The organism is Paenibacillus apis (genome assembly GCF_018333295.1).
In the GTDB taxonomy this organism is placed as follows: domain Bacteria; phylum Bacillota; class Bacilli; order Paenibacillales; family Paenibacillaceae; genus Fontibacillus; species Fontibacillus antibioticophila.
Map to the genome: position 1 here is coordinate 143,228 of NZ_BORS01000013.1, position 25,960 is coordinate 169,187.

The 25,960-nt window shown below is 50.9% G+C and carries 25 protein-coding genes; 17 read left to right on the plus strand and 8 right to left on the minus strand.

Annotated features, from left to right (window positions below; genetic code table 11):
* Positions 1-125: 125 nt before the first annotated feature.
* Positions 126-359, minus strand: a complete 234-nt coding sequence (gene sspI / locus KI362_RS18625; protein ID WP_301629362.1) for a small acid-soluble spore protein SspI — start codon at positions 357-359, stop codon at positions 126-128.
* A gap of 169 nt (positions 360-528) precedes the next feature.
* On the opposite strand from sspI, the gene KI362_RS18630 reads away from it, so the two are divergent.
* The 11 genes from KI362_RS18630 to yunB all read left to right on the plus strand — a co-directional run bounded on the left by KI362_RS18630 (position 529) and on the right by yunB (position 12,690).
* Positions 529-1,203, plus strand: a complete 675-nt coding sequence (locus KI362_RS18630) for a potassium channel family protein (protein ID WP_044481942.1) — start codon at positions 529-531, stop codon at positions 1,201-1,203.
* 28 nt (positions 1,204-1,231) lie between these two features.
* Entirely contained in the window at positions 1,232-2,029 is a 798-nt protein-coding gene (locus KI362_RS18635) for a TrmH family RNA methyltransferase (RefSeq protein ID WP_301629363.1), read from the plus strand.
* Positions 2,030-2,704: 675 nt separating this feature from the next.
* Positions 2,705-3,976 carry a MerR family transcriptional regulator gene (locus KI362_RS18640; RefSeq protein WP_301629364.1) on the plus strand — a complete coding sequence of 424 codons (1,272 nt, stop codon included), beginning with the start codon at positions 2,705-2,707 and terminating at the stop codon, positions 3,974-3,976.
* A gap of 162 nt (positions 3,977-4,138) precedes the next feature.
* Positions 4,139-5,950 carry an FAD-dependent oxidoreductase gene (locus KI362_RS18645; protein WP_301629365.1) on the plus strand — a complete coding sequence of 604 codons (1,812 nt, stop codon included), beginning with the start codon at positions 4,139-4,141 and terminating at the stop codon, positions 5,948-5,950.
* Between the two features lie 167 nt (positions 5,951-6,117).
* Positions 6,118-7,677: a spore germination protein gene (locus KI362_RS18650; protein WP_301629367.1), complete on the plus strand. Its 1,560-nt coding sequence runs from the start codon at positions 6,118-6,120 to the stop codon at positions 7,675-7,677.
* A gap of 20 nt (positions 7,678-7,697) precedes the next feature.
* Positions 7,698-8,891 (plus strand): Ger(x)C family spore germination protein, encoded by a 1,194-nt coding sequence (locus KI362_RS18655; RefSeq protein WP_301629369.1) that lies wholly within the window; start codon positions 7,698-7,700, stop codon positions 8,889-8,891.
* A 2-nt stretch (positions 8,892-8,893) separates the two neighbouring features.
* Entirely contained in the window at positions 8,894-9,994 is a 1,101-nt protein-coding gene (locus tag KI362_RS18660; RefSeq protein WP_301629370.1) for a GerAB/ArcD/ProY family transporter, read from the plus strand.
* Positions 9,991-10,113, plus strand: a complete 123-nt coding sequence (locus KI362_RS18665) for a hypothetical protein (protein WP_301629373.1) — start codon at positions 9,991-9,993, stop codon at positions 10,111-10,113. The genes KI362_RS18660 and KI362_RS18665 overlap by 4 nt, the downstream gene beginning before the upstream one ends.
* Positions 10,114-10,159: 46 nt before the next feature.
* The gene (locus KI362_RS18670; RefSeq protein WP_301629375.1) at positions 10,160-10,741 is read left to right on the plus strand and encodes a cysteine hydrolase family protein; all 582 of its coding nucleotides are present in this window, start codon (positions 10,160-10,162) and stop codon (positions 10,739-10,741) included.
* A 1-nt stretch (position 10,742) separates the two neighbouring features.
* Positions 10,743-11,561, plus strand: coding sequence for an ammonia-dependent NAD(+) synthetase (gene nadE, locus KI362_RS18675; RefSeq protein ID WP_301629377.1), 819 nt, complete (start codon positions 10,743-10,745; stop codon positions 11,559-11,561).
* A 343-nt stretch (positions 11,562-11,904) separates the two neighbouring features.
* Positions 11,905-12,690 carry a sporulation protein YunB gene (gene yunB, locus KI362_RS18680; protein WP_301629411.1) on the plus strand — a complete coding sequence of 262 codons (786 nt, stop codon included), beginning with the start codon at positions 11,905-11,907 and terminating at the stop codon, positions 12,688-12,690.
* Positions 12,691-12,926: 236 nt separating this feature from the next.
* Here the strand turns inward: yunB and KI362_RS18685 are convergent, their stop codons facing one another.
* The gene (locus KI362_RS18685) at positions 12,927-13,952 is read right to left on the minus strand and encodes a M23 family metallopeptidase (protein ID WP_374705682.1); all 1,026 of its coding nucleotides are present in this window, start codon (positions 13,950-13,952) and stop codon (positions 12,927-12,929) included.
* A gap of 318 nt (positions 13,953-14,270) precedes the next feature.
* On the opposite strand from KI362_RS18685, the gene KI362_RS18690 reads away from it, so the two are divergent.
* The 3 genes from KI362_RS18690 to nrdG all read left to right on the plus strand — a co-directional run bounded on the left by KI362_RS18690 (position 14,271) and on the right by nrdG (position 17,621).
* Positions 14,271-14,678 carry a YutD family protein gene (locus KI362_RS18690; protein ID WP_301629381.1) on the plus strand — a complete coding sequence of 136 codons (408 nt, stop codon included), beginning with the start codon at positions 14,271-14,273 and terminating at the stop codon, positions 14,676-14,678.
* A 253-nt stretch (positions 14,679-14,931) separates the two neighbouring features.
* Complete coding sequence (gene nrdD / locus KI362_RS18695; RefSeq protein ID WP_301629383.1) at positions 14,932-17,112, plus strand: anaerobic ribonucleoside-triphosphate reductase; 2,181 nt, start codon at positions 14,932-14,934, stop codon at positions 17,110-17,112.
* A 5-nt stretch (positions 17,113-17,117) separates the two neighbouring features.
* Positions 17,118-17,621: an anaerobic ribonucleoside-triphosphate reductase activating protein gene (gene nrdG, locus KI362_RS18700; RefSeq protein ID WP_044481932.1), complete on the plus strand. Its 504-nt coding sequence runs from the start codon at positions 17,118-17,120 to the stop codon at positions 17,619-17,621.
* 73 nt (positions 17,622-17,694) lie between these two features.
* On the opposite strand, the gene KI362_RS18705 is transcribed toward nrdG, so the two are convergent.
* The 3 genes from KI362_RS18705 to ylbJ form a co-directional block, all read right to left on the minus strand.
* Positions 17,695-19,164: a S41 family peptidase gene (locus KI362_RS18705; RefSeq protein ID WP_301629385.1), complete on the minus strand. Its 1,470-nt coding sequence runs from the start codon at positions 19,162-19,164 to the stop codon at positions 17,695-17,697.
* A gap of 23 nt (positions 19,165-19,187) precedes the next feature.
* A complete protein-coding gene (locus KI362_RS18710) occupies positions 19,188-19,991 on the minus strand; it encodes an NAD kinase (RefSeq protein ID WP_301629387.1) in 804 nt (267 codons plus the stop codon).
* 76 nt (positions 19,992-20,067) lie between these two features.
* Positions 20,068-21,234: a sporulation integral membrane protein YlbJ gene (ylbJ, locus tag KI362_RS18715; RefSeq protein WP_374705683.1), complete on the minus strand. Its 1,167-nt coding sequence runs from the start codon at positions 21,232-21,234 to the stop codon at positions 20,068-20,070.
* Positions 21,235-21,709: 475 nt separating this feature from the next.
* On the opposite strand from ylbJ, the gene KI362_RS18720 reads away from it, so the two are divergent.
* Positions 21,710-22,093: a globin domain-containing protein gene (locus KI362_RS18720; RefSeq protein ID WP_301629391.1), complete on the plus strand. Its 384-nt coding sequence runs from the start codon at positions 21,710-21,712 to the stop codon at positions 22,091-22,093.
* A gap of 39 nt (positions 22,094-22,132) precedes the next feature.
* Positions 22,133-22,831 carry a DUF2225 domain-containing protein gene (locus KI362_RS18725; protein WP_301629393.1) on the plus strand — a complete coding sequence of 233 codons (699 nt, stop codon included), beginning with the start codon at positions 22,133-22,135 and terminating at the stop codon, positions 22,829-22,831.
* A 52-nt stretch (positions 22,832-22,883) separates the two neighbouring features.
* Here KI362_RS18725 and KI362_RS18730 read toward each other — a convergent pair whose 3' ends face one another.
* Together KI362_RS18730 and KI362_RS18735 are read right to left on the minus strand one after the other, a co-directional pair.
* Positions 22,884-23,114, minus strand: a complete 231-nt coding sequence (locus tag KI362_RS18730) for a hypothetical protein (RefSeq protein WP_301629394.1) — start codon at positions 23,112-23,114, stop codon at positions 22,884-22,886.
* On the minus strand, positions 23,111-23,284 hold the full coding sequence (locus tag KI362_RS18735; protein ID WP_212940486.1) for a YycC family protein: 174 nt from the start codon (positions 23,282-23,284) through the stop codon (positions 23,111-23,113). The genes KI362_RS18730 and KI362_RS18735 overlap by 4 nt, the downstream gene beginning before the upstream one ends.
* Positions 23,285-23,411: 127 nt before the next feature.
* On the opposite strand from KI362_RS18735, the gene KI362_RS18740 reads away from it, so the two are divergent.
* The gene (locus tag KI362_RS18740) at positions 23,412-25,217 is read left to right on the plus strand and encodes a M3 family oligoendopeptidase (protein ID WP_301629413.1); all 1,806 of its coding nucleotides are present in this window, start codon (positions 23,412-23,414) and stop codon (positions 25,215-25,217) included.
* A gap of 357 nt (positions 25,218-25,574) precedes the next feature.
* On the opposite strand, the gene KI362_RS18745 is transcribed toward KI362_RS18740, so the two are convergent.
* Positions 25,575-25,799 (minus strand): hypothetical protein, encoded by a 225-nt coding sequence (locus KI362_RS18745; protein ID WP_301629397.1) that lies wholly within the window; start codon positions 25,797-25,799, stop codon positions 25,575-25,577.
* Positions 25,800-25,960: the final 161 nt, after the last annotated feature.

Below are 25,960 nucleotides of genomic sequence, written 5' to 3' on the forward strand. Positions count from 1 at the left end.
CCAAACGTATAACAAACGCCTTCGTCTGCCGATATGACAGCTCGAAGGCGTTTTTATGTATATGCAAGAAGGATCCCGCAAAGAGGACATGTGCTGTACCGCTTTGCGGGGGTCGGGCGGAACCTTTATTTCAATGGCTGAAGATTCGACTGCTCGAGCTGGTTATGCACCAGAGAGACAATCTCATCCTGTTTGGCTGGATCGATGTTTCTCCACATCATCTCAAAGACGACGCCAAGTCCGGGAAGAGCAGCTTCCTGAGCGCCGATCGAGCCCTCGATCATCTCATGAAGTCCGGCCTCGTCCTGTCCGTGCATTTTGTGCATAACGGCTTGTCGCAAATCCATAATGATTGGCATCGGTTACCCTCCTTGAAATCGTAGTTGCCCGCTATATAGCGTGCCCTGCAATTGCCCGGGAAATTCAAGTTTTCACCATGGTGTGATATACTTGACAAACGAGTTCAAAAAGTCAGTTTTTTTGATTAATCTCTTTCAAATTATGAAGTTGTTCAGGTGGTGTAAATAGATGGCACGTGCAACAAAAAAGCAATACGCCGTAATCGGCATGGGACGGTTCGGTTTGAGCGTGGCCACGGCACTAAGCGGGATGGGCTTTGACGTGCTGGCCGTGGATTCCGATGAGCAGCGCACGCAGGAGGTATCCAATGTGGTAACTCATGCGGTGACCGCCGATTCGACAGAAGAGGAAGCCCTTCGCACGTTGGGTATCCGCAATTTTGATGTGGTCGTAGTCGCCATTGGCGAGGATATACAGGCAAGTATTTTGACTACCCTGATTCTAAAGGATATCGGGGGGCCGTTGATCGTCGTGAAGGCTCAGAACGAGCTGCACGGCAAGGTGCTGAACAAGATCGGCGCAGACAAGGTGATCTTTCCGGAGCGCGATATGGGACTGCGGGTAGCTCATCATCTGACCTCGCCAAATATTCTCGATTATATCGAGCTGTCCGAGGAGTACAGCATTGTCGAGCTTAGAGCAACGAGAACCATGCTCGGGCAGAATCTGAAGGAGCTGAACATCCGGGCCAAGTTCGGCTGCAACGTCATGGCGATTAAGCAAGGCTCGAAAATGAATATTTCGCCGTCCGCCAGTGATCGGCTTGTAGATGGAGACATCCTGGTTATCGTCGGCGAAAAAAATGATTTGAAGAAGCTGGAGCTGGCTTACTCGGAAAGCTAACTGTTCGAATAAAGGATGGAATAAAGAGATGCAGATTTTGTCTTCCCAAAATGCCAGGGTCAAGGAATGGTCCTCCCTGCTGGAGAAGAAGCAGCGGGACAAGCTGGGCAAATATATTCTCGAGGGCATTCACCTCGTGAAGGAAGCGCTGGAAGCGGACGCAGAGGTGGAATGCGTCTGCTATGAGCTCGAGGCGGGAATCCCGGCGGAGCTTGCAGCCGCGGCATCGGCACGCCTCGATGTGGACTGGATCGGCGTCTCGGCGGCGATTATCGCGAAGTGCAGCGATACCAAGACGCCGCAGCCGGTGTTTGCGGTCGTGCGCAAACACGCGGGCTCCGCGCAGCCGCTGCTGGAGGCGGCTGCGGGCCTGGTTGTGGTGCTCGACGGTGTCCAGGACCCTGGCAACGTCGGCACCATCATCCGCACCGCTGACGCGGTCGGTGCGGATGGGGTCATCGTCGGCGCAGGCTGCGCCGACATTTACGGGCCCAAGGTGCTGCGCGCCACCATGGGCTCGCTGTTCCATTTGCCGGTAATCCATGGCAAGCTGGAGGAGCTGCTGCCGCAGGCCAAGGGCCGCGGCATTCGCCTGGCCGGCACCAGCCTGCAGGCCGCGGTGAATTGCTTCGCTTATGATTTCACCGGACCGACCTGGCTGCTGTTCGGCAGCGAGGGCGCGGGCCTGAGTCCCACGGTCCGCGCCCTCATGGACGACGGCCTCATCATTCCGATGCGAGGCCAGGCTGAATCGCTCAATGTCGCGATGGCCGCCTCCGTGCTGCTCTACGAGGCGCTGCGGCAGCGGCATTATCCCGGCAAATAATTGAATTGCCTGATCCATACTGCTCGAAGAGGGTGTCCCAAAACTATCATGGATGGTTGGGGGCACCTTTTTTCAAGGTGAGGCTACGGGCGTGCGTTGCTAAATTAAGTGCCGGGAAGTACTAAAATGCTTGGCGGGCGGCTCGTGCGACAAAATAATTGCCGAAAGGCATTAAAATTGCTGGTGTGGGTGTTCATGCGACGAAATAAGTGCCAAAAGGCATTAAAATTGCCGACGTGGGCGCTCGTGAGGCCATTATAATGCAGAATGTCACTAAAGCTTCGAGGCTTGCCAAATAAGTTTGGAGGTCGGGCGGGCTTTCCCTCGGTACTCATTTGATCAAGAAAGCCGCAGTGGACGCAAGAAACCAAGGATTCAAGCAAGAAAAGCCGCTTAGCTCCTTGGTTCCTATATGAATCTCACTCTGTTTTGTTATTAAGGGTGTACAGAATTTTACTTTCGAGACGCCCTCACCTTCGATTCTATGCAAAGAATCTATTGCGGCTCCGGAAAGGTTCGGATACGATGAAGATAGGATGACAAGGGATCTTCCGTGACATACGCTGAATTAGCAGGGCCAATAAAGTGATTATTTTCACAAAATAATTTTCACAAATTAATTTATTCCGGCTTGAACGTGCATCGGAACTGATCCCATTCGAAGGAGGTACGGATTTGAGAATCGGCGAGTTCTCCAAAAGGAACAATATTACCCAGGATGCGATCCGCCATTATATCGATCTGGGATTGCTGGTCGTAGATAAACAAGGCTCCCATTACTATTTTACTGAAGAGAACTGCTGTGATCTGCAAAAGATCATGATGCTGAAGGAGCTTGACTTTACATTAAGCGAAATCCAGACCATTCTGTGCTTCAACCGGCTGGAGGGAGAGCGTTCGAATGATTTCCGCCGGTTTCTGTTGTCATTGCTGGAGCGGAACAGGGCGAGGGTGAATCAGAAGCTGCAGAAGTTCAACGAGATTGAAAAAATCCTGAAGCAGAAGATCCAGGAATTGAGCAGGGAGGAGGAAGGAAGGTCAAAGGTGATGGGTTTCCCGCTGTCCTCACTCTCCGTACTGTGCTGTCCCTCCTGCAAGAACCAGCTGCACATTGCGGGAGGCACGATCGAGAATCACATGCTGCTCACCGCGGATGTCTTCTGCGAATGTGGCTATGGGGCGATCGTCGAAGACGGGATCTTTATTGACCGTCAGGCAGTCAAGAAGAGAAACATGCCGTCGAAACAAGAGTTTCTGGAGTCCACCTCGCCGCATTACATTAATTTTATGTATAACGGAACTACGACTTTGATGGATTATATTCATAAGCATGCCAGACATTCGGAATACATCCTTGAACTGGATCATTGCGTAGGACGTTTTTTAATGCAGTACATCGACCAGATTCCAGAGGGCTGCACCTATATCCTGCTCAGTACGGATCTGGACCGCCTGAGGGAGCTCAAGCACAATCTGCAGCTGCAATACGGGGAGAAGTCCTTCATCTTCCTGTGCAGCGAGCTGAAGCAGATCCCTCTTGCATCGGGCTCCATCGATATTATCGTCAACCATGGCATGAACACCCAATATGCGCTATCCGAGAAGAAGTTCCTTCCTGCCGTAGCTTCACCGCTTCTGAAGCCTATGGGATTGTTTGCGGGGGCGTTCTGGCATCTGGGCATCCGCAGCGGAACCGGAATCCATAACCCGATGGAGGCGAGGGACTATCTGTGCCGGAACGAGATTGTCAAGAGCATGGAGGAATTGAACTTTTCTTCGCTAAATATGGAGGATTTCGGACCGGTTAAAGACAGCAGCCCCTATTTGGCTTTCAAGGATAAGGAGCAGTATTTAACGCTCTATGCCGGAATTAGGAACAGCAGTAATGAAGCTTTACTCAGAAATGCCGCTCGGGAAATATGGCCAACCCAACATAGAATTTCCTAGTCCTTGGGCAAATAGGGTTAAAACATAGGGTTAACCCCATGATTTGGACGTCAAGGCCGTCTTATTAAGTTATTTTTTTCACAAATTGAGATTGACTTGGTGATTACCCCACTTTGTAGACTTAGCTTATAACTTGAGCACAGCAATAGGGGGAGAACAATCATGAGCAGGATTTGGAAAAAAGCATTAATAGTGATGATGGGGGCTCTGCTGGTATTCAGTCTAGCAGCCTGCGGAAATTCGGGGAATAGCGGCAATAAGGCGGCCAACGAAGCATCCGGCAGCGGTGTATACAAAGCTGGAACTTATACGTCATTCGCCAAGGGAAATAACGGAGACGTTACGGTTGAGGTTGTATTTGATGCCAATGCGATTGTATCGGTTACCGTGAAGGATCATAAAGAAACTCAAGGGATCAGTGATCCAGCCATCGAAAAAATACCGCAAGGCATCGTGACAGGTCAGACGCTGGCGGTGGATGTAATCTCGGGCGCAACCAATACCTCTAATGCCATTTTGACGGCGGTAGAGGACTGTGTGAAGCAGGCCGGCGGCGACATCGATGCATTAAAAGCAGCCGCTGCGGTCAGGGAAGGAGACAAGACGGACAGCGAAATGTCTACGGATGTAGTCATTATTGGTGCGGGCGGCACCGGGCTTGCGGCAGCCGGTTCGGCTTTTGAACAGGGCGCCAAGGTAGTTGTTCTGGAGAAGCAGGGCAATGTCGGCGGCTCCACCGCGCTGTCCGGCGGGGGAATTGCAGCGACAGGCACCCGCTTCCAGGAGGAAATCGGTGTGAAGGATACGCCTGAGGACTGGATGAAGCTGTGGAAAGAGCGGCAAAGCACCAGCAATCCGGACAGCCAGTATCCAGACTATGACCGGGTCACGAAATTTATGGATGATGCTGTGGATACAACGCACTGGCTGGTGGATTATATGAATCACAAATATGCCCGCGTTGAGGGCTACGGTCTGGATCCGGTGGCGCGTCTTCACTTCCCGGAGAAGGGCGGAGCGGAACTTATCTCCAATCTGGAGAAGACCGTTCGGGAAAAAGGGATCGACATTTTGCTGGAGACCAAGGCAACCGAGCTTCTGACGGATGAGCAAGGCGCCGTTGTTGGCGTCAAGGCGGAGAATGCGGAAGGCACGCTGACCGTTCATGCCAAGAAAGTCATCATCGCCGCAGGCGGCTTTGCCAAGAATGAGGAAATGATGCAGCGCTTCCTGCCTCAGTTTGTGGAGGACATCGATATCAGTGCAGCCGCCGCAGGAAGTACCGGGGACGGTATTTTGATGGCGGAGAAAATTGGTGCAGCCCTGTATGAAGACCCGTGGGTTATCGGTCTGGGGATGGGCAGCCGCATTCAGGAGTTGGGCGGACTGAGCTGGGATACGACGAAGATTCTGGTCAATGAAAAGGGCAACCGCTTCTTCAACGAGAACAGCCACTACGCTATTGTGACTAATCAGGTCGTGAACCATGAGCAAGTATGGATGGTGATCGACTCCAGTGAAGCAAATACCAAGACCATTGAATCGATCCAAGGGTTGCTGCCTAACGATGAGATTGCCACGGGCGGCACGGTGCAGGAGCTTGCCGATGCCATGGCGGTTCCGGCGGATGCGCTGACGGCAACAATCGATACGTTCAACAGCGGGGTTGCTTCCGGTAAGGATGCCTTCAACAAGGAAAAAGAGACGCTTATAGGAATTAATAAGGGCCCGTACTATGCCTTTAAATTCTATCCTAAAACGATGGGTACCTTCGGCGGAGTCAAAGTGGATGAACATTATCGCGTATTAAAAGAAGATGGAACGGTCATCCCGAATCTGTACGCTGGCGGAGAAGCAGCTAACCGCTCTATCTATAATCAGGTATACATGTCCGGCAGCGCGGTCCAGTATGCGCTGACGAGCGGTCGATTGAGCGGTGCGCATGCTGCGAACGCAATGAAGGAAGGGCAATAAGGCCATAATAGTTATCTAAAGTGAATGAGGGCGCCTGTCGGACGAAGTTTCCGGCAAGGCGCTCTCTTTGCGTAAACGCCGGAAATCTGAGGTTTCCGGAATAGTTTTCTGGAAAATTCATCATACTCAAATAGAAGAAATTGGACGAGAGAGGAGGCAGGAGGAAGATGGGCGATCCGGATTCCGGTACGATAACCGGAACTACCAAGCTGACCGGCGTGCTGGAGGATGACGTGCAGTTGTACCGCAAGCGGCTGGAGCCGGGAGCTGACGTGCAATATAATCCGTTCACGCTTCGAACCGGCAGGCAGGGCTATTTGATTTTGATCCAAGGGATGACGGACGAGCTTCGGTTCCAGTCGGATATTCTCGAGCCTTTGAACCGGATGGATCCGGAGCAGCTGAAAGGATGGGATGAGCAGAACTCCAACGAAAAAGACGGAGGCTCTGAGGATGTGTTCGAGTCTCTGTCTCAATCGAAGCAGCTTCGTCTGATGAATAGTGTGGAGGAGAGCCTGACCGGCTTATGCAAAGGGGAGACGGTTGTGCTGCTGGACGGATGTGCTCAGCCTTTGATGGCGGCTCTGCATAAATGGGAGCAGCGGTCGATTGAGGAGCCTGCCGCCGAACCGACGATTCGAGGGGCAAGAGACGGCTTTACGGAGAGTATGCAGACGAATATGACCCTGATTCGGCGAAGATTGGCAACTCCGGATTTGAAGGTCGAAGCTATCTCAACCGGCAGGGTAACCAAGACGGACATCATGCTCGTCTATCTTGAGTCCATTATCATGCCTGGTTTGCGGGAAGAGGCAAGACAAAGAATTTCGCGGATCGATATCGATGCGATCGTCGAGAGCGGATGTCTTGAAGAATTAATCTGCGATAATGCCTTCAGCGTGTTCCCGCAGCTCATCAATACGGAACGCCCCGATCGGGTTGTAACGGCCCTTCTGGAAGGCAGATTGGCGATTGTGGTGGATAATACCCCTTTCGTTCTTATCGCGCCGAGCACCTTTGCCGACAGTCTTCATGCAGCGGAGGATGATTATCAAAATTATCTTTTTGCCTCCTTTGCCCGCTTACTCCGCTTCTTCTTGTCGTTGTGTGCTTTGCTGCTCCCCTCGTTATACATTTCCCTCATTACGTTCCATCAGGAAATGATGCCGTCCGATCTGCTGCTGGGCATTGCTGCATCACGTGAGGCGGTTCCCTTCCCGACGCTGGTAGAGGCGCTCCTGATGGAGATTACATTTGAGGGGCTGCGTGAGGCCGGAATCAGGCTCCCCAAGCCGGTGGGACAAGCGGTGAGCATTGTGGGTGCCCTCGTGATCGGACAGGCCGCGGTACAGGCAGGGATCGTGTCGGCTACATTGGTGATCATTGTCTCATTTACCGGAATCGCCTCCTTTATTTTTCCGATATATAGCCAGGGATTGGCTTTTCGCCTGCTTCGCTTTCCCATGATGCTTCTGGCCGCAGTGCTAGGGCTATACGGGATTTTTTTGGGTCTGCTGCTGCTCCTGATCCATTTAATGAAGCTTCGCTCCTTCGGAGTTCCGTATTTTGCCCCCATTATGCCCTTCCATCCGGAGGGAACCTTGATTTCGTTGCTTCGGCTGCCCAAGTGGGCGGTGAAGAGCCGGCCGGTAGAGACGGCCAAGAGGAACCGGAAGCGAATTAAGGACCATATGCGCCCGCATCCGCCCGCTACACCGAAGGGATAGCTTTCCGAAAGGAGTGCATCATGCGAAAGTCTGCGGTATCGATTTTAATATTGTGTATGGTATTGAATCTGACAGGCTGTTGGAGCAACCGGGAGGTCAATGATATTGCGATCGTTACGGCCACCGGTCTGGATCTGACGAAAGAGGGGAAATTCCGCCTCAGCTTGCTTATTGCGGTACCGCTGCTGATCGGTACCGCAACGTCGCAAGGAACGGGAACGACGGAACTGGCGGCTTCGGCCGGCTGGCTGGTCGCAGAGGATGGGGATACGGTAATGGATGCTTATCGCAATCTGCAGCAAAAGCTCCCGAGAAAAATATTTTTTTCCCATAACCGTGTCATTATTATCGGAAAGCAGTTGGCCGCTCAAGGTACGGTGCAGGTTCTGGACTTCTTTCAGCGCTACCGGCAATCTCAGATGAAAAATTTCCTAGCCGTCTCGGAGACGACCGCTTTTGAGTTGATGCAGTTTCAACCGAAATTCGAGAAATTGGCGTCCGAGGTGCTGGTCAATGAATTCAATCAGCAGGTTCTTCCTTCGATCCGGTTGGTCGACTTTCTGAATATCTTGCAATCCCAGGGAGTTGAGCCGGTGGTGCCTATGCTGGAGATTGCTCCTTCCGGGAGAGGAGAACCGAAGAAGAAAGGAACGAGTTTGGCGGTTTCCGGCACTGCGGTCTTTAAGAATGATCGGATGATCGGCAAGCTAAACAGCAGATTGTCTAGGAATCTGCTCTGGGTCCTGGATTCAATGAACGAAGGCGTGATTACGGTTAATGTTGAACAGGCCCAGCGGAAGGGGAAGATCAGTGCCGAGCTGGAAAAGGCGGATGTGAAGAGAAAAATTGAAGTGAACGGCGAGCGTGTGAAGGTGAAGCTGAAGGTGAAGGTTACTGCAAATATTTATGAGAATACGTCCAGCATGGATTTGGCGGATGCTAAGAACACCCAGTTGACGATCCAGGATTTGAAGCAAGATATCAGGATGCGGATTGAGCGCACGATCAAGTATGTTCAAAGCAACTTTAACAGCGATATATTCGGCTTTGGCCAGACCATGTATCGAACCCGCCCATCGGTCTGGAAGAGTCAATTCAGGGAACGATGGGAGACCGTTTTTCCGGAGATTGAGCCGGTAGTGGAGGTTGAGGTCCGGGTGCTGCGGAACGGGCTTACCAACAAGTCGATTAAGCTGAGCGAGGTGAACCCCTGAGCATGGACCGGGTGCAAATATCCAAATATGAATTGTTCTCGCTGATTATTTTATTCCAGTGGGGCACAACCATTATCTTCGGTTTTGGCGCAGCTGCAGGCCGTGACGCATGGATCGCTTCGTTGATCAGCACTGGGATCGGAACCGCGCTGATCTTGCTGTATGTGCTGATTTTTCGTTTGGGGGGAGACAGAACACTTGCGGAGTGGTTCACCTATGCATTTGGAAAATGGGTGGGAACACCGTTATCCTGGCTCTATCCGCTGATCTTCATTTATAACGGGGCTCGGATTATCAGCGATATCCGTTTCCTGCTCCCCGTAACGATCATGAACCTTACACCCGACTGGGTGATCGGTATCACCTTTCTTGCCGTAGTCGTCTACGCCATGCTAGGAGGGATTGAGGTGCTGGCTAGAATTGCTGCGTTTTTGCTTCCTTTTTTGCTGCTTGCAATTGTACTCGAGATGATTTTACTCGGAGCGTCGCGCAGTCTTCATTACGTGAATTTGCTGCCGATCGTCGGCGAGGGCTGGGGAAGAATTTGGGAGACGATATGGCCGCTTGGCATTATGCAGACCTATGGGGAGAGTATCGAGTTTGCGTTGATCTGGGGTTATGTCAGCCAGAAAAAAGGATTAGCCGCCACGACAGGCTTTGCTACCCTGTTCGCCGGCTTCTTTATCGCGCTGCTGGGCCTGCTCACCATTGCCGGTATGGGGGAGGCCGTCTTCCAACAGATGATGTATCCGGCCTTTGCTTTGCTTAAATTATCTCGAATAACATTTATAGATAATCTGGATGCCCTGGGAATCATGTATCTTGTGATCAATGCATTCATCAAGCTGTCGATGCATCTCTATGCGGCTTCCCTCTTCATTCAGCAATTGATCGCAGCCAAGAAGATCCGGCCGGTCATTTTTGCCGTAGCTGGGCTGGCCCTGCTCCTCTCGATGACTATGGTCGTCAGCTTTACGGAGCATCTTGAGGTGGCGATGGTGACCGTTCCGTATCATTTATGGTTGCCGTTGTATCTGGTATTGCCTATGATAGTTCTAGCGGTTCTTCCTCTCAGGAATTGGATTGGGGGGAAGAAGTCATGAGCATTTATTTCTTTCCATGGGAATCCCATCATTTACTGGTATCGCCATGGCACTTGCAATTGGTGTTGATTATCGGGGCATTGCTTGGTTCAGTGATTACATGGGTAAGGAAAAAATAGCAGACTGCCCTAGTTCAGCGCAAAAAAAGGAGAGGAGTACAACAGCATGGAGAAGAAGCGGGCATTAATCAATATTGACTATACCTGGGATTTTGTCGCCGATGGCGGAGCGCTTACTTGCGGGGAACCCGGACAGATGATCGAGCAGGCGATTGTCGCGCTGACCTCGCAGTTTATCTCCGAAGGCGATTTTGTTGTCTTTGCAATTGACCGTCATGAGCAGGAGGATGAATTCCATCCCGAGACGAAGCTGTTCCCGCCTCATAACATTGAGGGCACGCCCGGACGAAAGCTTTACGGAGCCTTGGAGCCGTTATATCAAGCACACAAGCAAGAAGGGCATGTGCATTGGATGGATAAGACGAGATACAGCGCATTTGCCGGAACTGATCTGGAATTGCAGCTTCGCTCCCGAGGGATCACAGAGCTTCATTTAGTCGGGGTCTGCACGGATATCTGCGTGCTTCATACGGCAGTGGACGCCTATAACAAGGGCTTTGAACTGGTCATTTACGAAGATGCGGCGGGCAGCTTTGATCCCGAAGGCCATGTCTGGGCGTTGCGTCATTTTAAGGGCTCACTAGGAGCGGATATCCGCAAGGTAGAGCAAGCGACAGGAGGACATTAGGATGAGTTTGCAGCAGGAGATTATTCATACGCTTCAGGTGAAGCCCGTGATCGATGCCGGGACGGAGATTCGTTCGAGAATAGACTTTCTGAAAGCTTATTGCGTTAAGTCGCATGCGAGAGGGTTTGTGCTGGGGATCAGCGGCGGGCAGGACTCCACACTGGCAGGTCGGCTATCGCAGCTCGCGGCTGAGGAGCTGCGCGCCGAGGGACGGGATGCCGTCTTTATCGCGATACGTCTTCCATATGGTGCGCAGCAGGACGAGGAGGACGCCCAAGCAGCGCTGAATTTTATAGCACCGGATCGTTTAGTGACTTTTAATATCCAGGAGCCCGTAAGCGCCTTTTCGGAACAGTTCGGAGCGGCCTTCGGCAGCGCAATGTCCGACTTCAATAAAGGGAACGTGAAGGCCAGAATGCGCATGATCGCGCAGTATGCCGTTGCCGGTGAGACCGGATGCCTGGTCATTGGGACCGATCATGCCGCTGAAGCTGTCACCGGGTTTTATACAAAGTTTGGTGACGGCGGCGCCGATGTGCTTCCGATCTCGGGCCTGACCAAAGGCCAGGGCCGTCAGCTCCTTCAGCATCTGGGGGCGCAGGAAAGGCTGTATCTAAAAGTCCCGACCGCCGACCTCCTGGACCTGAAGCCGCAGCAAGCGGATGAGACGGAATTGGGACTGGCCTATGAGGTGCTGGATCGCTACCTGACCGGTCAAGAGGTGGAACCTCAGGACAAGGAAAGCATCGAGCGGCGTTATATGCTATCGCGCCATAAGCGGGAACTGCCTGTTACTCCATCGGACGACTGGTGGAAGTAAGGACCTGGATCCGGACTCAAGATTTCTTTTCAGGAAGACTCTGCCTGGAGCAATAGGCGGAGTCTTCTTTTTTTCGCCCGTCCTGCATACCTTTTATAGTAGCTTGCCCACAGACCGGACAGGGGGAATAGAGATGCTGTTCAGAAGGGGTTGGAGGCGCCGCAGAAATCTGATATGGTTCAGAAGCATGGCTTTCAAGCCGGCTAGCGGCTGGAGAAGAAGCCGGGGCTGGAAACGGAGCGGCACTGCCGGCTGGCAGAGACGCAAGTCTGTCAGTCAGCGCGAGGGTATGGTCAGTCAGAGTGGAGGAAAAGGCTGGCAGAGCCGCCGCAGGAGACCGCCGATGAAACGTCGCAAGGTTGTTTTGATCGTATTTTTGATTGTGATGGCACTGTTCGTTCAATTTTTTATATATGTTGAGCAGCATATGAGGGGGCCTATCATTCACCTGGCAAAAATCCGCGTCAAGCAAATAGCCACGGAATCGATAAACGAAGCGATCACCGCTCAGGTTGCCAATGAACAGCAGGTCGATAACCTGATTGATTGGAGAACCGACGATTCGGGGAAAGTATCCGGGTTTATGCTGAATTATTCCGCCCACATGCGGATTACTTCGGATACGATCCAGACGGTGCGGAATACCTTGGATGAGGTTTCCCGTCTTTCGGAGCATATTCCGCTCGGTCAGGCGCTCGGCAGCCCCATTCTTGCTTCCTTTGGGCCGGGTATTCCCATCAAGATCGAACCGAAGGGCGATGTGAAGGTAGACTTGAACACCCGAAGGCAGGACGCCGGTATCAACAACATTCTGGTGGAGGTTTATTTGCGCGTCCGAACCGAGCTTGCGGTGGTCGTCCCCTTTGATATGGAGGCCCAAACGGTGGAGACGGAGATTCCGGTGTCTTATCTCCTCGTAGTAGGCGACGTGCCGATGTATTATTATGATGGCAAAGGCAATCCCGTCGGCGACCAGGCCGGAGCTCCGAGCATCGCGCTCCCGCCAATGAGCGGGAGCGGGGAGGCCTCGAATCCGTCGGGCCAATCGGAATCGGACGATAAGCAGGCGGAGACGCCTGTGGAAAAGGAAGGCGCACCGGAGACGAACGAATCCGCGGCACATGACTAACTTTAATTGTGTTTGTGCGGCGAAATTAAGTGACAAACAGCATTAAAATTGCTGGGGCAGGTGATCGTGCGGCTGCATAAGTGCCAGTAGGCAAGTTGACCAGTAGGCAAGAAGGCACTTAATTCACGCAGCTACGCCATACAATACGGAGGCAGTCCAGAAAGTCAGTGAAATCTGACTGCTGGACTGCCTCCGGCTTTTTTCTCTACTGCTTCTAAGGGCGTATATCCCGGGATTCAGGAGGTGCCTCTTTTCTTCTGACGGTCGGTTCGCTCCCATTGCTTCAAGAGCGGATAGGGATTGAAGGCCCACTCGGTTGACCCGGTATCCCGGTAAATGCCGTAGTGAAGATGGGGAGGGAAGCGCCCCTGCGTTCCGGGCGGCCCGTATCCGCTGCTTCCTACCCAGCCTATGGTCTTCCCGGGCTCGATCAGATCACCGACTTCGATTCCTTTTTCGTACCCCTGAAGATGGGCGAAATAATGGTATTGGTTTTGTAAGTCGCGGATCCCGATTCGCCACCCCCCATAGGGGTTCCAGCCCTTTGTTTCAATGATTCCGTAGCAAACGCTGCGAACCGGCACACCGTATGGAGCAAACAAATCCGTACCCTCATGGGTTCTTAGTCCGCCCCAACCGCGCCGGTCTCCCCAGGTATCCTTATACGTATAGGTGCTTCTCACTGGGAGGGGAAAGGCGCCTTTGAGGAAATCGACCGGCCCGTAGGTATTGAATATTTTGGCGAACTGCCGAATTCGGGTTACCGCAGAATCGCTCTGATAGTACCGCCATAAGGCGATGCGGAAGTCTTCTTCCTCATACCCGTTATTGCTCAAATAAGAGGCCAATGTGTATAAGGCATCCCGATCATTGCCGGGATCGGCCAGCCCGTCGGCGGTCGCGTCCTTACCGGCTCCTCCGAACAAACCGATCGTTGCGGGATTTTTATCCTCCGGATCGGGATTCAGCTTACCGGTCCAGAATGAATCCTTGAACCGGATGCCGAGGAGACGCTTGCTGTCTCCTTCTGCTTGCTTTCGCGGTGTTATCGAACGCTCATATTGGTCGACGGCAGCCAGCCAGTGCCATGGGACCTTGGTTAGCATGCCGATCTCCTTGTACAAGGAATGCCTGAGCTCATAGATGCTCGGTTCAGCTACGGTGCTGCCGGCTTCGTTGGCTGCAGCCCGTGCGGTGCCTAACCCCGGAGCAGCGCATAGTATGGCAGGCAGGACCAGACAGATCAGATATCTTGCAAGCATGCCGCAGGTTCTGGGATGCGATCTCAAGGAAGCTCTCCTCCTTTGGGTAAATGCTGTCCTTTTAGCTTGATGTAATTGCTGCGTTTTTATTCCATAAGTAGTGTTATTCTCATAAGCGGAGTGAATTCCGGGAATGATGATATATAGTTATTTCCAGTAGATTCATGATATAATTAATGGCATTGCAAGCTTATACCGCAAGGGTGAGGGTTCTTCAAGATGATGATGGATGCTGCGCTTGAAACCTTAAATAGGATAAACGAAGAGCCATAAAGAAGGAATGCCCGCTTCTGTGCAGGCGGGACTGGAGGTAGAACAATGATTCAAATCGGCGGTAAAACATATGAGTTGATTCAGAATTACAAGGATGCCTGGGATGCCGAGGCGTTCAAACAAAGATACAGCGAGGTGCTGGACCGGTATGATTACATTATCGGAGACTGGGGCTATGAGAAGCTGAGACTGAAGGGGTTCCTGCGCGATAATCATCCGAAGGCGAACCGCGATACGGCCTATTCAGGCATTACGGATTATATTAATGAATACTGTAATTTTGGCTGCAAATACTTTGTTCTGCAGAAGGCCAAGGATTCCGGGACCAAAGAGCAAAGCAAGGAGCACGCCCAAGAATCTAATAAAGAGCATGGCAAGGGACATGTGAGGACGCACGCAAAGGATCAGAATAAAGAGCAGAGCAAAGAACAATCCAAGGAACAAGTGAGATAGTCTTGCTAAAATCAAAGATTTAAATGAATAAAGGAGCTGCTTCTAAATCCAGATGGATTTTTGAGGCGGCTCCTTTTTGGGGTACACCTTTAACATCAACACTATATATAGTAGTATTTCGCCTTCTGCAGTGTTCATAATCACTGTAAGTTGATTTTTAAAAGGGTATACTTTCTGGACAAGCGGGACTATGAGCTTAGACTTCCCTCTAGTTGAACACCTGATTTTAAAATCATTACAAAGGATGGAACTCATGATAGTTATTAAGCGAGACGGTTCAGAGGTAGCTTTCAATCAGCAGAAAATCATCGATGCGATTTGCGCAGCCATGAATAGTACGAGGAAAAAAGGCGATTCCGAATTGGCACAAAAGATAGCCGACAAAGTGACGCGGAAAATTTCCAAGCTGGAGAAGGTGGATATCGAGCATATTCAGGACGAGGTTCAATCCGCTCTGATGAATAGCCGAAGAAAAGACGCTGCCGAGGCCTACATCGGCTATCGCGAGGTCAGAACCTTGAAACGGCGCGAACGCAGCAGCCTGGATAAGAAGGTGCTCGGGCTTCTGGAGCTCACCAATGAAGAGGTATTGAAGGAGAATTCCAATAAGGATGGGGCAACGATACCTACGCAGCGTGATCTGCTTGCAGGTATCATGGCTAAGGACTTCGCCCAGACCTACATGATCCCTAAGCGGGTCGTCGAAGCCCACAACAGCGGCGACCTTCATTTTCACGATCAGGATTACAGCCCCTATTTTCCGATTTATAACTGCATGCTGATCGATCTGAAGGGAATGCTTGAGAACGGGTTCAAGCTGGGCAACGCCCAAATCGAAACCCCCAAGTCGATTACAACCGCCACAGCCATTACCGCCCAGATTATCGCGCAAGTGGCGAGTCACATCTATGGCGGCAATACGATTAATGAGATTGATGTCATTTTGGCTCCATATGTGTTTGAATCTTTTAAAAAGCATTATCGCAAAGGCCTGGAATGGCTGTATATGCTTGAAGAAGAAGAAATCGAAGCCATCGATGTTTCCTGGGAAAATGCTAATCTACATAAGAAATACCCTCGTTGTCTCGAATATGCGAAGAAATTGACCGAAAAAGAAACCTATGATGCATTTCAATCCCTTGAATATGAAATCAATACGCTGGTAAGCGCCAACGGACAAACGCCATTCAGCACGTTTGGCTTCGGACGCGGATTGTCTTGGGCGGAGCGCCAGATCCAGATCGCTATTTTGCAGAACCGGATCCGCGGGCTGGGAAGAGACGGGAAAACCGCCATTTTCCCTAAGCTGATCTTCGGCCTGGAAGAGGGAGTCAATTTAAAGCCCGGGGATCCCAACTACGATATCAAACAGCTGGCTTTAAAATGCAGCACATTACGGATGTATCCCGACATTATTTCCGTTCCGAAAGTAAAAGAAATTACCGGTTCTTTCAAGTTTCCAATGGGCTGCCGCTCATTTCTGGGCAGATATGAAGAAAACGGGGAGGAACTGCATGACGGCCGGTTTAATATGGGGGTAGTAACCGCCAATTTGCCGCGGATCGCAGTCAAAGCGAACGGCTCCGAAGCCGCCTTCTATCGACTCTTGGACGAACTGCTGGAAGTGTGCAAGGAAGGGCTGATGTATCGCATCGAGCGCTTAAAAGGCGTGAAAGCAAAGGTGGCTCCTATTTTGTACATGGAGGGAGCGGCGGGCAGCCGCCTTCAACCGGAGGACACGATCGATCATCTGCTTAAGAACGGCCGAGCCAGCATTTCTTTAGGCTATATCGGGATTCATGAAACGATGATGGCTCTGTACGGCACCTGCCTTTTTGATGATGAGGAATTACGAAAAAAAGGGCTGCAAATCGTACAGCACTTAAGCCAAAAAGCCGAGCAGTGGAAAGAGGAGACCGGTTACGGCTTCAGCTTGTATTCCACACCGGCGGAATCGCTATGCTACCGGTTCTGCAAGCTGGATGAGGAGAAGTTCGGCCATATGGATGGAGTGACGGATAAGGGGTATTATACGAACTCCTTCCATCTCGACGTGAACAAGAAAGTAACTCCTTTTGAAAAGATCGAATTTGAGAAGGATTATCCTCAGTATGCCAATGGCGGATTTATTACGTACTGCGAATTTGATTCGCTCGTCAACAATCCGGAGGCGCTGGAAGCGGTATGGGATTACGCTTATGAACGGGTGCCCTACTTCGGTACGAACACGCCGACCGACAAATGCCTGGAGTGCGGGTTTGAAGGGGAGTTTGAAGCAACCAACACCGGCTTTGAATGTCCAAACTGCGGCAATTCTAATCCGAAAACCTCTTCCGTCATCCGGCGCTGCTGCGGTTATCTGTCGGAGCCGAGCCAACGGCCGTTCAATGCGGGCAAGCAAAAAGAAGTGCTCTCCCGCGTGAAGCATATGTGACGCTTATGTACATCGCGGATTATAAAAGATTTGACGTCATCAATGGGAGAGGACTTCGGCATTCGATATTTACATCAGGCTGTACGCATCACTGCAAAGGCTGCTTTAATGCAGCCACATGGAACTTTAATTACGGAAAGCCCTATACGGAAGAACTGGAAGAGCAGATCATTGGCGATTTGAATATGCCGGATGTTCATATTGCCGGCTTGTCCATATTAGGCGGAGAGCCGTTTCAGAATGTCGACGGACTGCTGCGGCTTGTCTCCAGGGTTCAGAGCGAATGCAGCGGCAAGGATATCTGGGTCTGGTCGGGTTATACGTTCGAAGAGATTGTCGCGGACGAAAGCAGGCGGGAACTGTTAACCTACTGCGACGTTCTGATCGACGGAAAATTTGTTCTGGAACGGCGCAATCTGAAGTTAAAGTGGAGGGGCTCCGACAATCAGCGCGTGATCGATGTGCGTGAAAGCTTGCGATCCAAGCAGGCTGTACTAATGCCCCTATAAACAGAGAAAATACAAAACAGCCCTCGTCTTGAAGTTCAAGGCGGGGGCTGTTAGCTTTGCGCTGCTCGAATTGTTATTTATAAGAAAGTGTAATAGTCCCTTGTTGGTAGCTCCATTTTAAGCCAGAAAACTTGTTTTGAAACTGATGGATTTCTACATAGGTCTCATTATTGATGATCTTTGCGGCATTACTTGAGACGGTGAAGCCGGCCGTTTCTCCGAGCTTGGTCGTTATGGTTACCTTTTGCAGATTGGAGCTCCAGACCACTTCCCCATTGACCAGAGCGTTCAGAACTCTTGATGGTATATACAGCTTGTCTCCGCTTTGGACCACATCAATATAGCCGTTAACCGAGATGCCGTTAATTGCTAGGGAGGAAGAGTTGCCTTTAAGCTCAAGCGATTGCATCCCTGCAAGCCGCAGAGCCAGGACCAATTGGGCAACAGCGTTGTTCTTAACCTCGATATCGGGCGTCAAACCCACATGATTGAAATCCTTGCGGCTTGGCGTCAAGTATTTCTGGACGGTAAGCTTAAGCGAGCTGCCATTGGATAAAGGGAACAGATTCTGGATTCTGGCCTTGCCGTAAGTAGCGGTCCCGACTACGGTAGCAATATTATTATCCTGCAGAGCTCCGGTTAAAATCTCGGATGCGCTTGCCGTCATTTCATTGGTGAGTATGATGACGGGGATGTCAAGGCTCTCGCCGTCAACAATATTGATAGGCTCCAGCTTTCCGCTCTGCCCTGACGTATACATGACCGTTCCATTTGTAATAAAGTTCTTGGCGATATTAATCGCTGCATTCACATAGCCGCCGGTGTTATCGCGCAGATCCAGAACGAGCGATTCCATGCCTGCCTTGCGCAGCATTCCCAGCTCCGCGGCAAATTGCTTGTCCGATTGTTCGGTAAAGGAGGATAACGAGATATATCCGACCTTGGAGTCAGGGAAGTATTTTCCGGTAACGGCGGGAACCGTGAAATGGCCGCGTGTAATGGTGAACGTCATCGGCTTGGATCCCCGCAGGACTTCCAGAACAACGTTGGTTCCTTCGATGCCCTGAATACGATAAATATCCTCCATGCCGGTCACCTTGACACCATCCACTTTGGAGATAATGTCCCCTTGCTGGATTCCGGCTGCCAAAGCGGGAGAGCCTGGCAACGGCTGAGTTACAACCAACTGATCATTCGTGAAACGGAGCGTTACGCCAATCCCGACATACTCCTGGTTCAAGCTGCCTTCAAATTCTTCAAGCTCTTCTACGCTGTAATAATCGCTGTAGGGATCATCCAAGGTATAGACCATGCCGCGAATCGCATTTTCCAGAAAAAGCTCCCGGTCTGCCCCTTCAATATTGTAAGCCTCAAGATAATCCAATACCTCCAGCAAGGTATCAAGCTCTGATGATTCCTGAACACTGCCGTCTTCGCTGAGATCAAGCGTTACCCCGGCGCCATGAGCTGTAATCGGCGTCAGCATCATCGGGACGACGAGCATTGGAGCGAGCAGGGCAGTGATTAACTTTTTCAATTTCATGAGGGTACTCCTTCACATATAGATTAGTCCAAAAAAGCGTTGCGAACCCGGGTCCAGAACGGAAACGGACGGTAACGGACAAAGCTGATCTTCTGCTCTGCCACCTTGCAGCGGACAGATATGAGATCAGAAACCCGCAGGTTGACATGATCCACGGTCAGTAGTAGATTCTGCTCCTTCCGCGAGTAAATATCGCAGTGATGGTGATTCGGCAACACCAGGGACGAGCCCATAGTCCGGAATACGCGATTATTAATCGAGGCAATTTCCGAAATTTGAAACGCTTCGATCGAGGGATGAATCATGGCCCCGCCAAGGCTCTTGTTATAGGCGGTGCTTCCGGAAGGAGTGGACACACAGATCCCGTCTCCGCGGAACATTTCGAACATATGATCATTGATATCGACCTGGAGGACGACCGTTCCATCCACGCTTTTCAGTGTGAATTCATTCAAGCAAACATGCTTCAAGACGCCCGACTGCTTAACGATCTCCAGATCGACTAGCGGATACTGGACAATCCGCGGCTTCAGGTGCGAATCCTCCGGATCGCCTGCCATCATCTGAACAAGCTCGGGAATCTCATCCGCCTTCCAATCGGCATAGAAGCCAAGATGTCCGGTATGCACACCGACAAAAGCAGTGGAAGCGATGCGGTCCATGAAGCTGTGAAACGCATGAAGCATCGTGCCGTCTCCTCCGATAGATACGACGATATCGGGAGAATCGGCATCCCGTATAAGCCCCTGATCGGCAGCAAGTTTATGGAAGGACTCGGCAAGCTCAAGGGATAGCTGATCGCCGCGGTCCAGAACATAATATCTCAAGGTGACAGGCTCCTTTTTTCATTCCTAGTGTAAGGTCATAATGATCATAATCAATTATATATGATAACACAATGTTTCATTTTCGGTTCATTTTCGACGCAAAAGAGATGATAAAGGACAGCACCAGCATACCTGCGACCACCGTGCTGGCAAGTCTGAGCAGCTCAGCCGCCAGCTCCCAGGGAGGAACCGTTCCCGGCAGGCTGCTGTCAAGACGGCTGAAGACAGAATCCGTTGCCATAAGAGGCTTCCAAAAAATCAGAAGTAATGCGGCGGACAGTACCCCGTGAATAGCGCGTGCTGCCAGGAAAGGAAGATACCTTAGGTCGGCACCATTCAGAATGCTTGCTACCTGGGCATGGACCGATAACCCGCCCCAGGAGAGGATGAAGGCAGCCGATGCAGCCTTGAAATGGAGAGGAATCTCTATGGAGATTGCAGAAGCCTTGGAGCCCAGCGTTACCTCGAACAAGCCGCCAACAAGCGGCTCCGCGAGGCCGTCAGGCAGGGACAATAAAGGGAGCAGCATACGAAGCGCATCGTACAGGGTATTCATGACCTGCGAAGCTGTAAGCACTTCAAGCACTACGGAGAAGAAGACGACCAATCCTCCAACGATGGTCATTAGCTGGAGTGACGAGACGACAGCATGACGAAGGAGTTCTCCCAGACTGCGGCCATCCTGAAGACGAGCTTCATGCATGGCCCGAACGGCAAGACGCAAGCTGAAGCCGGAAGAAGAAGTGAGCGCGGCCGGCGTATTTGCCGATGTTTTATGTGCTAATTCCTGTCGGGTTCCATAAAATCGCAGCAGCAATCCGAGCATGATTGCACTTCCATAATGTACCGCTGCCAATGCTCCTGCGAGCTGAGGATTGCCAAAAAAGCCGATCGATACCGCACCGATCAGAAAGATAGGGTCCGAGGTCGTAGTGAAGGCTACCAGCCTCTCTCCCTCGATGCGGCTGATCAAGCCTTGCTCCCGCAGCTTGGTGGCCAGCTTGGCGCTAACCGGATAGCCGGAGGCAAACCCCATTGCCAGAACAAAGCCTCCATTGCCGGGAATCCGAAACAGCGGCTTCATCAGCGGATCAAGCAGCTTGCCCAGAAAATGAACAATGCCAAAGCCCAGCAGCACTTCAGATATAACAAAAAACGGAAACAATGAAGGGAACAGCACATCCCACCAGATCGCGAGTCCCCGAACACTGGCATCCCATGAGGCATTCGGATAAGCAATCATTAAAGAAGCCAAAATAAGTGCTGTACCGCCCAGAAGCGGAGCATGCCAAGGCTTTGTTTTCACGAACTGATCCCTCCAGCAAAACATTATGCAATAGTAATTAACAGATTCAAGACAAGTCTATGTTTTTAGTAGGACAAACAGCACAAATTTTGAAGAGAAAACGCTTACAAAAAGGGGTTTATTTTTCATTTGAATATGATAAAATAGACCTATAAATCGACAAACGGATGGAGAGTGTTGAATATGAGTATTGTCGCAGGTATTCTCGTATGCGCCTTTGTGTATGTTATTCGCGCCTCTCTTGTCCATTCCAGTGAAGAGGATTGGCGCACCTATTAAGTCACCAAATTGTTGAAGAGGGTATATTTTTTCCTGAAAGCTCCTGATGGGGCTTTTATTTTTTTGACCATTGTTTGGTATAATAGGGTTTAGTATCAGATGATAAAAGTGAAAAAGGAATGGAGGGAGTATAGTGAACTCTGGAGCTAGCCTGTATGAACAGCTGGGGGGAGCAGAGACAATCCGGAATCTGGTGGAGGCATTTTATCCAAAGGTGCAGGCTAATCCTCTTCTGGGGCCTCTCTTTCCCGAGGACATTTATCCGGTGATGGAGAAGCAATACATGTTCTTGACACAGTTTTTTGGCGGACCGATGCTGTATTCGGAGGCTCATGGCCATCCGATGATGCGCGCCCGCCATCTTCCGTTTCCGGTGACCCCGCAGCGGGCGGAGGCTTGGCTCGGTTGTATGCGTGAAGCGCTGGAGGATCTTGAGGTGCCGGCTCCTCTTCGCGAGGTCGTGCTGCATCGATTGTCCGGACCTGCCTTTCATTTTGTGAACACAGCGCAAGAGTGACTATGCAGCCATATTTCGGATGAGAAAGGAAGTTAGTTTGTGGAATTAGAACCGCTGTATCAGATCAAGGTTACCTGTCTCCACTGCGAAAACACATTTTCAACTTCACGGGTGCGCCCCAGCTTCAAGCGGGCTACGCGCACCGATACCGATTTTTGCGGTTATTATAATGAGGAGAATCCGGATTACTATGTAGTGAGAATATGTCCTTCCTGCGGATTTGCTTCTACTGAAAATTTTAATGCCAAGCTAAGCGAAGCACAGCGTGCCAAGTTCAAGCAGGATATCGGAGATCGGTTCATCAAGCGAAATTACGGCGGCCACCGGGATTGGGAAACGGCTCTTGAGTCGTACAAGCTGGGATTATTGTGCGCCCAGACGATCGGTGAGAAGGAACGGATTTTAGCCAGTCTGCTGCATCATATTGCCTGGCTCTATCGCTATAAGAACAATCAAGAGCAAGAGCAGCGTTTCATGAAGTATGCGCTGGAGTCTTATATCCGTGTCTTCGAGACTGAGGATATCCATGGCAGTGATGCCCGGCTGATGTATTTGATCGGTGAACTGCATCGGAGAATTGGAGAATATAATGAAGCGGTGAAATGGTTCGCGAGGGTAATAAATGATAAACGGATCATGGATGCCGCGATGATCCGGGCTTGCCGGGAGCAATGGGCTACGCTTCGGGAAGAAATGATGAACCAAGGGCAAGAGCTGCCCGAGGAGATGCGGGGCTGAAGTAACGCCCCGCAGTCGCCGCGGATCGGCAAGATACGCCCGGCAGGCGCTTCTACCTGATGGCCGTGTCTGTCAGTAAGTAATCCTGATCGCTGTCCAGAATCGTGACTTTGTTGTGACAGCAGGGGAAGACAAGCAGCTTCTTCTTTCCTTCACGCACAAGGACAATATCGCGGGGCTTCAGCGGCAGCAAAACGTGCTCTTTTTTACAAAAAGGGCATTCTTGTACATAAACATCCCCCATAAGAATATCGTAGGGGAGAGTCTTCTCAAAAGGAATCATGATGATGAATCCGGTTTCTCTGGAGATGGAGCAGCCGATTCCTTTTTCGCCAGGTCGGCCAATTTTTGCAGCAGTATATGCTGCGGCATATGCATCAAGTGTTCGATAGGCACCTTTAATTCGGCGGCAAGCTTGATCGCTGTTTCCGGCGAAATTTGCAATGGCTTCATTAGGAGCACCTCCTGTTAGTATAGGGATGGTTGTGCAACTATAGTTATACACTTTTCTGCTATTTAACTTCAACCTTTGAGAAGAAAAAGAATGGCGAAAGAAAGGTGAAAAGAAAGGATGAATCGAATGGGACAACTTCAAACACCGGTGTCAACGGTATGGGATCTGGAATCGATTTTTCCGGGGGGATCTTCCTCGGAGCAACTAAAGACCTACATCGCTCAATTGGAGCAAGACATTACGGCTCTGGACAATCAGCTTGCGGATGCGTCGGCTCCGGCCACCGTCGAAGAGACGGCCGCATATGACGAGGTGATCGGGAGCCTGCAGAGCATGGCGGCTCGTCTCTCGGAATCGGGAGCCTTTGTAGAGTGTCTGACGGCTCAAAATCAACATGATAAAAAGGCGATTCAACTGGAGAGCAAGCTTCATGGAATGAATGCGAAGTATGAGAACCTGACGACTCGCTTCCAGAGCATTCTGCGCCTGACCGATGATCAGGTCTGGGAGAAATGGCTGGAAAGAGAGGCGGTCGCAAGCATCGCCTTTGTACTGAATGAGAAGCGCCAGGAAGCCAAGGAACGTCTTGCTCCGGAGCTTGAGAGCCTCGCGGCGGATCTTGCGGTGGACGGATATCATGGTTGGAGCCAGCATTACGATACTATTGTGGCGAAGGTGACCATTCCCTTCACAGAGAAGGATGGGCAGACCAAGGAGCTTTCCGTGGGGCAGGCGGCAAATAAGCTGGATGATCCGGACAGAGCGCTTCGCGAGGAGCTCTTTCCAAAGTGGGAGCGCGCTTGGGGCGAGGTAGCGGATTATGCGGCAGATACGCTGAATCGCTTGGCAGGCTTCCGGCTGAAGCTGTATGAAAAGCGCGGCTGGGAGGATGTGCTGAAGGAGCCTTTGGCAATCAACCGGATGTCCCGTGCTACGCTCGACATGATGTGGGAAGTGATTATCAAACATAAGCCGTTATTTGTGCAGTATCTGGAGCGCAAGGCCAAGCTGCTCGGGGTAGAGAAATTGAACTGGGCTGATGTCGACGCTCCAATTGGTGAAGCCACCGGTAAAGTTACTTATGAGGATGCTGCGAAAGAGATTGTGGAGCAATTCCATAAGTTTAATCCGAAAATGGCCGATTTTGCTGCTTATGCGTTTAATAAGCGCTGGATCGAAGCGGAGGACCGTCCCGGCAAGCGTCCCGGCGGATTCTGCACCTCGCTGCAGGACAGCAAGCAGACCCGGATCTTTATGACCTACGGAGGAACCATCTCTAATCTGTCCACCTTGGCGCATGAGCTGGGTCACGCCTATCATCAGCATGTGATGAATGACGAAGAGATCTTTAATCAGAACTACGGCATGAATGTGGCGGAAACAGCCTCCACCTTTGCAGAGATGATTGTATCGGATGCCCTAATGCAGAATGCTTCCTCTAAGGAAGAGAAGATTGCGCTATTGGCAGATAAAATTCAACGCGGCGTAGCCTTCTTCATGAATATTCACGCCCGCTTCCTGTTTGAGACCCGGTTCTACGAGCAGCGGAAGTCTGGCATGCTGGATGCGGAGCAATTGTGTAATTTAATGAAGGAAGCTCAGGAAGAAGCCTTCTGTGGGGCGCTGGATGTGTACCACCCGCACTTTTGGGCCTCGAAGCTGCATTTTTATATCACAGGGTATCCGTTCTACAACTTCCCTTATACCTTCGGCTACATGTTCAGCACAGGGATTTATGCGCTGGCTGTCAAGGAAGGACAGGGCTTTGCGGATAAATATGATGCGCTGCTTCAGGATACCGGCAAGATGACGGTAGAGGAGCTCGCGTCCAAGCATCTGAATGTTGATCTGACCCAGCCGGATTTCTGGGAAGGAGCTATGGCTCTGGTTGTAGACGATGTGAAGCAATTCCTTGAATTAACGGCAGAGTAATCAAGCCGGGTAAAAGAAATTAAGGCAGAGTGCCAAGACAGAGTAACAAGATAGAGCGATAAGATACAGTGACAAGACAGAGTAATAAGATAGAGCGATAAGATACAGTGACAAGACAGAGTGACAAGACAAAGTGACAAGACACAGTGATAAGACAGAGTAACAAGATATAGTGACAAGATACAATGACAAGACAGAGTGACAAGACAGAGTAACAAGATATAGTGACAAACTTGAGTTCCGGACTTTAAGGGCTGTCCCAAAAGGAAATTCGTTTCCTTAAGGGGGCCCTTTTGCTTTAAAACAATAGTTACTGGTACACCTTTCATGGGTGGAGCTAATAAGTGTAAAAAAGCATTAAAACCGTGCAGTAAACAGCCGAGCTCCGCCATCAGTAATTTTAATGACTTTCTGCACTAAAATGGGCACCTGAGCTCCACCATCAGCAATTTTAATGACTTTCTGCACTAAAATGGTCACCTGAACGCCGCCACCAGGAATTATAATGACTTTCTGCACTAAAATGGTCACCCGAATGCCGCCACCAGGAATTTTAGTGACTTTCTGCACTAAAATGGTCACCTGAACGCCGCCACCAGGAATTATAATGACTTTCCGGCTAGGCCCCCTTATTTCGGAGTCCTACCCTACAATGTTTATGAATTCACAGGATTGCTCCTTATTCTGCCGTATTACACCGCTCTATGAAAGGCAGAGGTGTCTTCCAGTGTCCTCACCCATAT